This window comes from candidate division KSB1 bacterium (assembly GCA_034506395.1).
Taxonomy (GTDB): domain Bacteria; phylum Zhuqueibacterota; class Zhuqueibacteria; order Thermofontimicrobiales; family Thermofontimicrobiaceae; genus Thermofontimicrobium.
Genome location: JAPDPQ010000011.1, coordinates 36,276 through 49,803, shown reverse-complemented (window position 1 = coordinate 49,803; position 13,528 = coordinate 36,276). Strand labels below are relative to the sequence as shown.

Annotated in this window: 8 protein-coding genes; 6 read left to right on the top strand and 2 right to left on the bottom strand. The window is 44.6% G+C overall.

Translation table 11 applies throughout. From position 1 onward, the window contains the following. Positions 1 to 312 precede the first annotated feature (312 nt). The 4 genes from ONB37_09035 (at position 313) to rnhC (ending at position 4,981) form a co-directional block, all read left to right on the top strand. Complete coding sequence (locus tag ONB37_09035) at positions 313 to 2,256, top strand: tetratricopeptide repeat protein (protein MDZ7400292.1); 1,944 nt, start codon at positions 313 to 315, stop codon at positions 2,254 to 2,256. Between the two features lie 181 nt (positions 2,257 to 2,437). Beyond that, on the top strand, positions 2,438 to 3,202 hold the full coding sequence (locus ONB37_09030) for a tRNA 2-thiocytidine(32) synthetase TtcA (protein ID MDZ7400291.1): 765 nt from the start codon (positions 2,438 to 2,440) through the stop codon (positions 3,200 to 3,202). A 150-nt stretch (positions 3,203 to 3,352) separates the two neighbouring features. Beyond that, positions 3,353 to 3,937, top strand: a complete 585-nt coding sequence (gene pth, locus ONB37_09025) for an aminoacyl-tRNA hydrolase (protein ID MDZ7400290.1) — start codon at positions 3,353 to 3,355, stop codon at positions 3,935 to 3,937. 66 nt (positions 3,938 to 4,003) lie between these two features. After that, positions 4,004 to 4,981 (top strand): ribonuclease HIII, encoded by a 978-nt coding sequence (gene rnhC / locus ONB37_09020; GenBank protein ID MDZ7400289.1) that lies wholly within the window; start codon positions 4,004 to 4,006, stop codon positions 4,979 to 4,981. A 328-nt stretch (positions 4,982 to 5,309) separates the two neighbouring features. On the opposite strand, the gene ONB37_09015 is transcribed toward rnhC, so the two are convergent. Next, positions 5,310 to 8,402, bottom strand: a complete 3,093-nt coding sequence (locus ONB37_09015) for an FAD-binding oxidoreductase (GenBank protein ID MDZ7400288.1) — start codon at positions 8,400 to 8,402, stop codon at positions 5,310 to 5,312. Between the two features lie 158 nt (positions 8,403 to 8,560). Then, the gene (locus tag ONB37_09010; protein MDZ7400287.1) at positions 8,561 to 9,049 is read right to left on the bottom strand and encodes a MarR family transcriptional regulator; all 489 of its coding nucleotides are present in this window, start codon (positions 9,047 to 9,049) and stop codon (positions 8,561 to 8,563) included. Between the two features lie 354 nt (positions 9,050 to 9,403). Between ONB37_09010 and ONB37_09005 the strand changes: the two genes are divergently transcribed. Together ONB37_09005 and ONB37_09000 are read left to right on the top strand one after the other, a co-directional pair. Then, positions 9,404 to 9,937, top strand: coding sequence for a hypothetical protein (locus ONB37_09005; protein ID MDZ7400286.1), 534 nt, complete (start codon positions 9,404 to 9,406; stop codon positions 9,935 to 9,937). 267 nt (positions 9,938 to 10,204) lie between these two features. After that, positions 10,205 to 12,991 carry a M14 family zinc carboxypeptidase gene (locus ONB37_09000; protein ID MDZ7400285.1) on the top strand — a complete coding sequence of 929 codons (2,787 nt, stop codon included), beginning with the start codon at positions 10,205 to 10,207 and terminating at the stop codon, positions 12,989 to 12,991. The last annotated feature ends 537 nt before the right edge of the window (positions 12,992 to 13,528 follow it).

Here is a 13,528-nt window from a genome sequence, read left to right as displayed (position 1 = left end):
CGACATTCATCCTTCAGAAACAGGAAAGATTTGATCGCGAATTGGCTCAGAGGGTTGAGAAAATTTTCGCCGGCTGCCATATTGCGGTGAGAGGGATGTAAACCGCGTTTTAACTGAAGAAAAAGAAATTTTTGATGAAAGGAAGAAAGGGATCGTTCAATGCGCTTGATGGAGTACTTCGAGAAACTGATTCGCTTGGTGGTGATACTAATATTTTTCTGGATTTCGCCCAGCTTCGGATCTGATTCGTTGCGAGTTGGCATTGTGATACAGAACTCTAAGCTTTTTGATTCAACTGAATTTGAAACGAGATTGGCACGTGCTATAAGCCAGCCGGCGGCATTTAGGTTCGTCCATTTGGACTCGCTTGATGCTGGGCCGTTTCAATTTGGGCGCATCTCCACGGCAGTTCGGCAGCGACTTCGTGATCAGAAATTGGATGCTGTTATCTGGTTTAACGATCGAGAGGATAGCAGCATTCAAATCGAAGCAGCTTGCGCCGACAGTTTCCGAATGCTCCAAATTGCAGTTTTGCCTTTCGATGCCCCTATCGAGGACGATTTCGTGAAGCATATCATTCGATCTCTCAAAAAAATGAGTGCTATCGAAAAGCAATTTCCAACTTTGTTTCGAATTGCCGTGGTCACCGCAAGCGATCCATCTCAAAGGTCCTGGTTCGATTCTCTTGAAAAAATGGTGATTGACAGTTTGAAAGCGATCTCAATTAATCCGTTTTTCGCAAAAATTGAGTTGATATTTCATCGGATGGATGAAAAAAATTTTAATTTGGACCGGCTGGAGGAAATTGGGGATAATAGCGCTGCGAATTTGGTGCTATCGTGTGTTCCTGAAGCAAATGGTATCTCACATTCATCCTTTCGGCCGACGTTAATTGTTCCGAAAAGGGCGAGCATCCATGGAATATTGAGCGATGATTCACCTATCTTAAGCGGAAAAATTTGCCGCTTGCGACGGTTTGATCTACCATCATTTGACTCTCATCACATTTCTGAACTGACGGATTTTCTCAGGGGATACTTTATGTTGATAGTCAAGCAATACCCTGATGCGATGAATTACTTTGGCAGTCTCAAATCATTTTCAGCCAGCTTTCATTTGGCTGAAAGTCACTGGGATCAGGGATTGGTGTTTGAGCGCGAATCATCCAGGGCGCGAGTGGATCGTCAAAATGCAATTCGATTTTGGCGGGATGCATTATCATTATCCAAAAATGGTTATGAATCGGCGCTTGCACTAAACAATATTGGGGCGGCTTTCCAAATCAACCAACAACAGGATAGCGCCATGGCTTATTATCAGCGCGCATATTCATCGCTGAACAATTATCGCGATCATGATGCATATATTCGCATCGCCCAAAACCTGGGGAATGCCCATTTAATGGCTGGTCAGTGGAAACTGGCGCTAAGCATCTTTGAATCCACCGTTGAAACCATGGAACAGGCAAAAGACTCGATAAACCTTGCAGCGACCTATGAAAACGTTGGTCAAATTTATCAGCTATTGTATCAGCGGAATAAAGCGATTGCTTATTATCAAAAGGCTCTGGCACTGCACGAACAATTGAATAATGAAACTGGGATGATTGGTTCGCTGAATTTGTTGGGTAATGCCCATCAGGAAAATAAGGAATTTCCATTGGCGATTCGTTTCTTTAAGCAAAGTTTAGCCTTGAGTATTAAGAATCATCATGAGCCCAAAACAGCGGACGGGTATGATCATCTCGGGTTGGCATTTCAACAGGCAGGAGAGCTGGATAGTGCGCTTTTCTATTTTGAAAAGAGCAATAGTTTATATCGGATCTTGGATGATAAAAGAGGAATTATTCAGACGCTGCTTCATCAAGCATCGGTGCTGCAAAAGCAAAAATTAGCCGATCGGGCTATCGGTTGCTATGAGCAAGCGTTAGAACTGCTGAGCGATGATGATGCAGTCGCAGCCAAAGCTCAAATTTACGATCGGTTGGGGGATGTCTATAATCAGCAAAATAATTTGCTCCCAGCGCTTGATTATTATCATCAGGCCGCATCATTGTATGAACAAACAAACAACTTTGAATTTTTATCTTTGGTGCTTTTTAACATGGGTTTAATAAAATTGAAACAAAATGACTACTCTGAAGGTTATCAGTTATTAAAAAAAGCCGTTTCCATCGATGAGCAGCATGGCTACAATAATTTAGAAGGCGAGAAGATTTTTCTCGATCAGATCGAAAGTATGTTGAAGCAAAATTAAAGACCAAATAGTGGCGTTCTGATCTCGTTCTATGCTCAAAAGATTGAGTAGAACTGTAAGCTAAAAGAAGTGGCATAAGAAAACATCATTAAAGTCAGCGGTCACAGAAGCGACTTGTGAGTGCTTTGGACGTAAACGCTGCGCCAAAAAGTTCTATGATATTTCGATTTTGTTGGCAGTCATGAAGAAAAACTTATATGAATTTCTCAGAAAAAACATGGAACTGGCCATTACCGATTTCCAGATGATTCAGCCAGGGGATCGGATTTTGGTCGGTATTTCGGGCGGTGCAGATTCCTTTGTATTGCTAAAATTGCTTTCTGGTAGAAAAATTTTTACTCCGAACGATATTTCACTCATAGCGGTACATATTGATCTTGGATTTCATGGGGAGAATCCAGCCCATTTTGAACCACTGCGGCGCTATTTTGAGGCGAATGGTCATGAATATCACATCGAAGTGACCCAGATAGGGACTTACGCACATAGTGAAAAGAACCGCAAAAAGCCATGCTTTCTCTGTTCGCAGTTCCGAAGGCAGCGGATGATCGAATTGGCTGAACGGTTCGGTTGCCAAAAAATTGCCCTGGGACATCACAAAGATGATGTGATCGAGACGCTATTCATCAACATCCTCTTCGGAAGGCAGATATCGACCATGATGCCAAATCAAGAGCTTTTTAAGGGGAAGTTTCATATTATTCGGCCGCTGGTTTATATCTGGGAAAAGAAGATCAAAGAGTTTGCCGCTCAAAACGATTTTCCGACTTTTGTTAATCTCTGCCCCTCTGCCGGCTTGACCAAGCGTGCGTACGTAAAGAATCTATTATTAAATCTGGAAAAGGATTATCGAGGTACGCGAGAAAATATCTTCAAATCATTGCGACATGTCAAGCCAGAGTATTTGTGGGATCAGAGATACTGGGGACTGAATAATGAGCAGTGATTAGTGATCAGTTATCAGTCATCAGTCATCAGAATGTGATGAATAATGTCTTGCATATTTGATCGGATGGAAAGATCAAAAAAAGCGATTCTAATTAGGAGTCAAAGGATTCTTGAAACGAAGTATTTTTTTGATTAGAGCAGACTGTTAATGTTACGATTGATCGTTGCCCTGGGAAATCCAGGCCCAAAATATGCCTATACACGCCACAACATCGCCTGGCTGATGTTGGAACGTGTCTCCTTTTTTCCTCAGCTTTCCTGGCAAAACAAGTTCAAAGGAGAATATGCCAGTCATTCCTTGAATGGAGAGACGATCTATTTTCTCAAGCCGCAAACCTACATGAATTTGAGTGGCGAAAGCGTCCAACCGCTGGCTCATTTTTTGAGGATCGAACCAGATCAAATTTTGGTGATTCATGATGACATTGAATTGCCCTTTGGGGTTATCGGTTTTAAGACCAATGGAGGACTGGCTGGACACAATGGCCTTCGTTCCATTTCCAATAAATTGGGGACTAGGGATTTTAAGCGGTTGCGGTTAGGAGTGTCACGGCCTGCTACAGGGACAGTAGAGGCGTATGTCCTCAGCAATTTTTCAGCCGAAGAACAAATGGTACTGCCGATTTACCTCAATAAAGCAGCTCAATTATTAGAAAAGAGCCTTACCGAAGATTTTGGTGTGATGGAACAGTTGTATCGAAAGCAGATGCTTTTAGATGCTAATGGATTGTGATCAGTATGAATCCCCTCTCATGCCAGAAATCAGATTTGTTGAGACATCTTTATCGAAAGAACATCAATGACGCTAACGATTGAGCAAGATAAATTCGAGCGCTTCAAAGCGTATTTGCAGGAACAGGGGTATGATTTTGAGCCACGGCCGCACCAGGTCTTTCTTGCCAAAAGCAGAACCCTGGTTGTGAACCTTTATAATAACGGCAAAGTTGTCATTAGCGGGAGCAATGATGCTGAGCGCAAAAAGGTTGAAGCCTTTTTGGCGACGCTACAAGCTCAACATTATCAGAAAGAGGAAAAGCAATATACCTCAATCCAAATCTCTGGAACGCGAATTGGAACCGATGAGGCGGGCAAAGGGGACTATTTTGGGCCATTGGTGATTGCTGGGGTACTGGCGAATGAAGCGCAAGCCGATATGCTACAAAAATTGGGGGTGAAGGATTCCAAGCGACTCAGCGATGGCACAATCCAGAATCTGGCCATTCAGATTAAGAAGCTATTGGGAGAAAAGCAATTCAATATCGTTATCATCAGCCCGATCAAATATAATGTGCTGTTATCGCGGATGAAGAACTTGAATCGATTGCTGGGTTGGGGCCATGCACGGGTGATCGAGAATCTGCTAATTCATCACCATGGATGTCAGCGCGCAATTTCTGATCAATTTGGCGATCGAAGTTATATCGAAAATGCATTGATGAAATTGGGACGCCGAATTCAGTTGATTCAGATGCCAAAGGCGGAACAGGAGATCACGGTGGCTGCTGCCTCGATCCTAGCGAAAAGCGAATCGATCTATTGGTTTGACGTCAACTCCCAAAAGTATGGCCTGGTTTTCCCGCGTGGCGCAACCAATGTCATCTCATTTGCTGAAAACTTAGTGGCTAAATTCGGGGCTCAAGCTTTGGTAAATGTGGCGAAGGTCCATTTCAAAACGACTGATCAAATTCGTAACCTCACTGATGCGGAGCGAAAGCAAATGAAACTGGGTGAATTGATAACTACAATTGACAACGAAAATTCATTTGAAAATGCATAACCACATTCAGCTCGAGGTGAGCCATTTGAAATTAAGCTTGAATTTTCGGATCTCACGTCGAAAGTAAAGAAATAGAGGGATGCGATCTAATCTTTTAAAGAGATCGGAAGCTGTGGGATAATATTTCTAAACAATTTCAGAGGAAATAAAAGAGCTATTTGATTTCGAGGATTCGGTTTTTTGAGAAAGGGCCATTATGCTCCTGAGCGATAAAAGTTCAGAAGCGTCAATTTGCCTTGGCTTACTTCGATTTATTTTTAAATCGTTTCGCGCGTAGAAAACTGATTCCATCCGCATAGAGCGGATGGAATCAGTTTTTTATTTGTGATTAATTTGCCGTGCGTCCCCTTAGATAGTTGATCATCTTAGGCACGACCAAAGGCACGACATCCGGCAGCATCTTCGGCATCAAGTTGTCCATGACTTTGGGCATTAGTTCGGGCATTTGTTCGGCCATGTAATCGGGCATGGGGATCTGTGCACCAACCCGAGCGAGCATGGTCGGCATGACCTTAGGCATCATGCCTGGCAACAATTTGGGAAATAGGATGGGGAACAAAGGTTTCATCATGGCGAACATGGCATCGCCAATGAAGCCAAGTTTGCCGATGAATTTCATCATTCCTCCCATGCCCAATGGCATAGCGTTGAGCAGTTCGGGCCACATGGTATCCATCAAATTGGCGAATCCCTGGGGTGTCATTAGCGCGATCATGCTCTCGAAAACAGCCCATTGACGGGTTACTTCGGGATTGGGATCGGCAAAGGTCTTCCCTAAGGCTTTGCAGGCGAACGCTGCCAGATCGTGGATTTCAAGCGACAACGCCTTTTTCTGTTGGGTCACGCGTAACTGAAATTCGCAGCACGGGCAGAGCGCCAAGACTGCCTCGGAGCGGTTCTCGATGGCATCGTCCAATCGCGTCTTGCCAACTTCATGAGCAACCAGAGGCTCTTTAATCAAAGTAAGCACGCTGCCACAGCAATGACCTTCCTGCCGATTATGCCGCATCTCTACGAATTCAACTCCAGGGATGGCTTTGATCAGTTCGCGCGGCTCTTCATACACGCCTGAGACACGACCGATATGGCAGGAATCATGCCAGGTAATTCGCTGTTTTACCGGGTGAGTGAATTTGAAATCTCCAGCCTTAATTTTTTCAGCGACCAGCTCGCTGTAATGTTTGGTTGTAATCCCATATTCGATACCTAATTTTTCTGCCCATTCTTTATAAGTATGGCGCCACATCATATCGCAGGCAGGGCAGGAGGTGACGACCGTATCGCCACCGACCGCCTTAACGGCGGCAATGTTCTTCTTCATGATTTCAGCAAACAGCTCCCATTTGCCAGCAACGAGCATGGGCGTCCCGCAACAATTTTCGGCCTTGCCCAGATAAGTGAAATCGACCCCTGCGGCGTCCAGAAGGGTCACAGAAGCGGCACCGATATCGTTCTCCACATAGGAAGCAGTGCATCCTGCGAAATAAACTATCTTGCTCTTTCGATCTGGGCCATGTTTCTCCCAAAGTTCTTTCGGAAACCATTGGGTTCGATCTTTACGGTAGCCAGCCCAGATATTGCCCTCAGCACGCAGCGCAGCCGCCATCATCTCAAATGGTGGGAACGTCATGCGATCTTGCTCGTGGATCAATTTCCCGCGAAGTTTCATCCATGATTGTTCAATAGGCAACGAGGCAGAGCAGCGCAAATTGCACAATTCACAGGTGGTGCAAACCAGAATCGTATCGACCATTTTCTGATCCCACTTGGCCCTGCCTTCCAAATATTCGCGCAGCCAGTACCATTTGCCGCGCGGCGATTGGCTCTCCCAGCCGCGGCCGTAGAATTGATCGCATTCATCAACGCAGTAGCCGCACTGAGAACAAGCGTAGGCGTACCAGGCAACATCGCCCGGGATGTCCTTGATAGGGGTTGGATCTGGCTTTTCTCCAACTTTGGAAATAAGCAAGTTACCGAACGGTCGTGCCAACGGCTCCAACAGGTTGGCCATGCCCAAAATACGACCGATTAGCTTGCCCCCCATCACTTTATCGGGGTTCAATATCCCTTTCGGATCGATTCTCTTTTTGAATGCTTTAATTCGATTGACCCGATCCTTGCCTAGAATTTGGTTCTTGCGGCTGGAGAAATAAAGGCCTGTTGAATACGGTCGGCCGCCATTTCGCTCCGCTATTTTCAGAATCGTCAGCACCAGGCCGAACACCAAATTGTAGGAGAATTTCCTTTGATCGCTGGGGATAAAGCCCAGAATGACGACCTCCGGTTTGCCGCTCTTGCCTCGCTTAATTATCACACCTTCTTTCACTACGGGCTGATCGACTTTGTGCTCGATCTCATTCATCACTTGAGCGAAATTTTCTAATGGGACGACGACTTCGGCTGGCACAAGCGACGGACCCAGCCGTTTTACAACCATCAGTTTGAACCGCTCTTGCCATTCGTGATCGGCAATTTCCTGGCTCAGCATGTCTCCTTCATGATGTTTGACGATGGTGGGCAATTTTGCCAAGATGGCCTCGCGGTCTTTGTGTCGAAATGCAAACGTTACAACATAAGCAGCCGGCAGCAGCGGCTTGTGGCCCACTGGGTGGCCGTGATGCATCATCTGAGGCGCCCGATTTTTCATCTCTGCCATCCTCGGATTGATGAACATAATTGACCAGATCGGCAAATCACTATTTACTACCTCTGTCATCGCTGCAGTCAATTTGACAGGATCGGCGAAAGCGGCCGCAACCACATCGATTTTGGTCAATGGCTGCACCCGGATCGTCACTTGGCTGATGATGCCGGTAATCCCTTCGGCATCGGCAATAAGATCCAACTCATGACCAGAAAATTCCTTCACCTCGCCAGACGGCAAAACCACCCGAGCCGAAACTACATTTTCAGAGTACCAGCCGTATTCGTACGAGCCGAATCCTGCTCCGCCTTGGGCCAACCATCCTCCAGCCGAGGATGAAGGGTAGCTTGATGGATAAAGCCGCAACATCAGACCTTTCGTGTCGATCTTCTTTTCCAATTGCTCCCAAGTGATACCTGGCTGGACTGTCACAGTCAAATCATTTTTGTTGATATCTAACACCTCTTTCATGCGATAAAAGTCCACGACGATGCCCTTACGAGTTGGGAGCACCCCGCCATAGCCCGATGAAGCCTTGGCACGGGGGGTCAACGGAATTCTTTTTTGCGCAGCCCATTTCACTAATGCCACTAACTCATCTTCATTCTTCGGCTGTACCACCGCATCCGGCGTGGTATTGCCGATCAACGGTTTGAATAGCTTGGGCATGGCAGCAATATCATGCCCATATAACACGCGTTCAGTTTTATCAAAGGTCACTCTCGAACCAAACTTTTCCTGCAACCATAGGATGTCTTTTTTTGTGAGTCTCGCCATTTTTCCTTCCTCTTGATTTTTTGGTTTTGTGTTTAGTTGATCAATTTCTTTTTTCTTTGGCCTCTTCTTTTAGCGATGAGAGCCGTCAGAAATAATGCGAACGAAAGCGTGATTTTTGCTATTTTGACCAAAAGAAATGCCTGACAACCAACTCTGAATTAATGATCATTGACATCCTCTCCCCAAGATGCCACTTGTTTGCCTAGCCAGGCTTCCACTGCCTGATTCAATAGTTCAAGCAACTGAATCATCGATTGATGATATTCCGCTGGAATATAGCCAATGATTTCCTCGTGAATTTTTATATGTTCCGCAATGCATTGCTGGGCCAATTTTTCGCCCTTTGGGGTCAAAGAAAGATTGAACACCCGGCGGTCATTTTTGTCGCTTATCCGACGAACTAATTTTTTCGCTACCAATCTGTCGACAATGCGAGTAACCCGACTGCTGGTCAGCGACATTTCATGCGCCATTTGATTGACGTTGAGCTGCATTTTTTCTGCCAGGATTCGGATGCAACGAAATTCAACAGTGGATATACCAAATTTCGCTGCATGGAACAATTCTTTTTCATTACAATTGGCAAACAGACGTGAAGTAATTTCAGCTAAAGCCACAGGAATGGAGTTGATAGATTGCTTGATCATTTTGGGGAAAGTCTTGATATCAATTTTAATTGATAGTGTCAATTATTTGCAAGGTCAAAGATACTAAATTTAAACAAAATTATCAAGCAAAATTTTCGAACAAAATGGCTTTTTTATCCCCACGTCCCAATGAAAAAATTTTCGAGAGGATTGAAATTTTCTGTTGAAAATTAAAATGAAGGTGTCTATATTATAGCTGAAAGCTGAGATCAATCAACATAAGCGAAGGTTCGTATGAAATCGACCTTTCTTCTCGTGATTATTTCCGTCCTTTGCTTTGGCTGCGGTAGCCAAACCTATCAGCTTCATGTTGGACAATCTGTTTTTCAATCTGGAATGGTTTCGGGAGGGTCGTTGATTGCACGGTCAGCGCCCGATCAAGTTGTGGAGACGATCGGGATATATTGTGATAGCAGCGTGTTTCTCGATGAATTTCCCGTTGTTCGAATATTTGAAAATGGGCGCTCCTATATCCCCCTATCTACCAAATTATCCTGTCCAGATGGAATGCTAATAAAGATTAGGGGCAAAGTCATTCGACAATCGGTGCGATATCCCGTTGCTCACGATTCGCTCCAATACAACTATTTGTCGCCTCTAACTTTTGAGATTTTGTACAATACGCGGCAGATAATTAAAACAGTCAGCGATGAATATTGCCGCATGCGAGAGAAATTGCAGGAAGCTATTGCCGTTGAGGGGTCGAGATTGCAATTGCTACCAAACCCGTCTTGGGCCATCTGGTTCGATACCCACAAAAATCAGTTGATCTTTCATTCCCACCAATATGATCTGATGTACGCTGCAGATATTGAGTTTATTTTTGATTTGAGAAGCCGAAAGATATTGGATGTCTATGCGCGACAGAGGTTCAAAGGCGAATTATAAAACGATTTCGAAGGCCATCCTGATTCAGCATTTCTCGCTGTTTATTTTTTTATAGGCAAAAGTTAGACGACTCAGATCGAAAGGAAAATATTCTCAGTCAAATTTTTAGTTGCAATCCTTCTGGCTTAGGAAGAATTTCGACCCTGAGTGATGGAGTCATTCAAAAGTTGCATCAAGCAGAATCGTCCCCTCATCATATGCCCATCAAATGGGGATCAATCAGGCGAAATGTCAAGTGATCAAGGTAAAAGATGAAAGGAGCTCATGATGAGAAAAAGTATTTTGGTGCTATTGATTCAAATGATGATTATCGGATCAGCTATGGCGGGTCAACAATTCACCAGAAAAATCGTTAGAATTGACTTGACTGGAAAACCAAATCAAGTCGTGAAGGAACTATTTCAAACTGGGATCGATGTGACCGCGATCGATCCGGCATCTCATTCGGTCAATGCGTTAGTTATCGAAACAGAGCTCCAAAATATTACTCGGCTCGGTTTCAAGACTGAACTGTTATTGCCCGATGCGGATGCTTTTGCTCGACAATTACGCCAGTCTGGCTATTTCGATCACTTTCATAATTATCAGCAAATGCTTGATGAGATGCAGCAGGTGGTCGCGGAGCATCCCGACTTGGCAATGTTGGAAGATATTGGCGATAGTTATGAAAAGACAGTTGGCAGAGGTGGCTATGATATCTGGGCGCTGAAAATTTCCGATAACGTCCAGATTGAGGAAGATGAAGCAGAGGTCTTTTATATGGCCAATACGCATGCCCGCGAGATCATCACACCGGAGATCATCCTTTATTTCATGCATTATTTGATCGATCATTATGGCAAAGACGGTTATGTCACCTATCTGGTGGATAACCGACAGATCTGGCTCTGTCCCACATTCAATCCCGATGGGCATGAATATGTGTTCAGCGGCACTTCACCAAGTAGTTATAATGATCCAATGTGGTGGCGAAAAAATAAGCGGGATAACAATAATAATGGAGTGTTCGATCCCGATTATGACGGAGTCGATCTCAATCGCAATTTCGGATATAATTGGGGCTATGATAATTCAGGATCGAGTCCTTTCCCTAGCAGTCAAACTTATCGAGGTAGTGGACCTTTCTCTGAACCAGAGTCCCAGGCAATTCGCGACTTTGTCTCTCGACATCATTTCGTCATCAATCTTTCTTTTCATAGCTATGGCCAGTTATGGCTCTATCCCTGGGGCTATGCGCCGATATTGACCCCAGATGACGCGATTTTTAAAGTGCTAGCCGATAGTTGTGTGGCATATAATCGTTATAAACCACAACCAGGTTATGAGCTGTATAACACCAATGGTAGCACAGATGATTGGTTTTATGGAGAGCAAACGACCAAAAACAAGGTGTTTGGATTTACACCTGAAGTGGGCAATACAGCGGAGAGCGTTGCTTACTCTGGTTTCTTTCCCGATACAGCTTTCATTCAAAAACAGATCTTAGAAAATCTCGGTCCGATGCTGTATTTAACCTACGTTTCAGGGGAGCCGCCTCTCATTCAGCATCGGCCGTTGGGAGACACTGAAAGTACTGGACCGTATTTGATTACAGCTACTATCAAACCAGCGCTGGTATTAACCACGCCGGTTCCGTTCGATTCGGCCAGTTTCAAATTATTTTATAATACGACGGGCGTGGCACCGTTCGATTCAGTGTTCTTGCAGCCCACTGGCAATCCCAATGAATACCAGGGACTGATTCCGGCGCTGAGCTCGGCGAATCAAATCTACTATTATCTTAGCGCCTCGGACCAACGAGGTAGGGTTGGCTTACTGCCGAGAAGCGCTCCGCGGCCGACTTTCTCTTTCAAAGTGGCGGCAGATTTTGAACCGCCCAAAATTATCCCTACTCCATTGGAATATGCTTCGGCTTTCGCCGATCAATTTCCAATCAGTGCCTATGTGAAAGATAACATCGGTATTTCGAGCGTCAAATTGATTTATCTGAAAAAATCAGGTAAAGCAGACACGCTGACCATGAATCTGACCTCGATCGAAAATCTTTATCAAGCATTGATCCCTGCGGAAAATTTTTCCGTGGGGGACACAGTCAAATATCAACTTTTAGCGACCGATAATTCTGCGAATCAAAACCAGACGTTGCTTCCAAGCATTGGCTTTCTAAAATTCCACCTGAAAAATAGCCTGATCTTTGATTTTGAATTGGAGCAAATTCTAACGCCTGTGACGCTCGGGGATTGGCAATGGGGGATCCCGAGTTCTGGCCCAAAAACTGCCCATTCAGGCGTTCATTTATGGGCGACCAATTTGAAAGGCAATTACAGCGATCTCACGGAATCGATTTTAGAAACGCCAGAAATCAGCTTAATGGATCGTTCAGCAGCACGGCTGGTTTTTTGGCATTGGTACCAAAACGAATATAGCGACGACACCTTTTGGGATGGTGGCAATATCAAAATTGCGGTAGATTCGGGGGATTTTCAAGTGGTTGTCCCAGAAGAAGGCTACGATGGCGTGCTGGATCCGTTCAATACCTTTCTGGGCAGCGAACCTTGTTTCGGCGGGCCAGCCCCGAATGGAAATTTCTGGCATCACTCTGTGGTGGATCTCAGCCCCTTTCTGAATCATACGATCAAGATTAGATTTCATTTCGGCAGCGATGAAGCGGTGAACGATCTGGGCTGGTACATCGATGATGTTGAAATCGATTTTGAACCCCCAACAGAGCTGGCTTTTTCGAATCAATCCATCAATCAACCACGGAATTTTGAGTTGCGCCAAAATTATCCAAACCCATTTAATCCGACGACAACCATCCGCTATTATTTGGCTCAAGCAGCAGATGTGAAACTGGAAGTGTTTGATCTGCGTGGCGCCAAGGTCATCAACCTCGTGAGCGAGAACCTGCCAGCCGGTTGGCATATCGTAACATGGGATGGTAAAGATCACCTGGGCAATAATGTTGCCAGCGGGATCTATTTCTATCGAATCACTGCAACAAATAAAAGCTCTCACCAAATCGCGACCCGAAAAATGGTGAAGCTGCAATAGCGAATTGCAAATATGATGTATGTTAATTGTTTCAGTTGCAAAAAGGAAATCAAAGGAAACGATGTCATTCCTGCGATAGCAGCGATCTCTTTTTTAACTAATGCTTAAGTCAACCAAAAAATGAGATGCCTGTATGCGCAGGTATGACAATCTATCCTGTTTTGATAATTTTGCAACAAGAATTAATTCTGGAACAGAGGGCATCGGTGCAATTAAAAATGTTCATCGAAAATCAATTGAAATCCTGTGCCCTCTGTCTCTTCTTGCCTTCTGGTTTGTTAGCAAATTTTTCATCAGACCACTATCTTTCATATAATTGATTGACATGATACCTCATAAGCCCATCCTTTGACCATTGATCAAAACCCAAAATTAATTTTTTGCAAAGCCTGTTCTATTTTTGTCGATCAACTTGACAATGAGGCATGAATTTGTTAAATTGGCAGGCAAAACAGCGCCGCTTGTTGAGTTCCAGGGACATTGAGCTGATTCGCTTGCGGTCCGCAAATCGCATGGGAACTCCAATTGTCACCAAAA

Bases quoted from the DNA above. Each gene is read 5' to 3' on its own strand.
- ONB37_09000 (MDZ7400285.1), top strand. From the start codon at position 10,205: ATGAGAAAAAGTATTTTGGTGCTATTGATTCAAATGATGATTATCGGA.
- rnhC (MDZ7400289.1), top strand. From the start codon at position 4,004: ATGACGCTAACGATTGAGCAAGATAAATTCGAGCGCTTCAAAGCGTAT.
- ONB37_09010 (MDZ7400287.1), bottom strand. From the start codon at position 9,049: ATGATCAAGCAATCTATCAACTCCATTCCTGTGGCTTTAGCTGAAATT.
- ONB37_09030 (MDZ7400291.1), top strand. From the start codon at position 2,438: ATGAAGAAAAACTTATATGAATTTCTCAGAAAAAACATGGAACTGGCC.
- ONB37_09015 (MDZ7400288.1), bottom strand. From the start codon at position 8,402: ATGGCGAGACTCACAAAAAAAGACATCCTATGGTTGCAGGAAAAGTTT.
- pth (MDZ7400290.1), top strand. From the start codon at position 3,353: ATGTTACGATTGATCGTTGCCCTGGGAAATCCAGGCCCAAAATATGCC.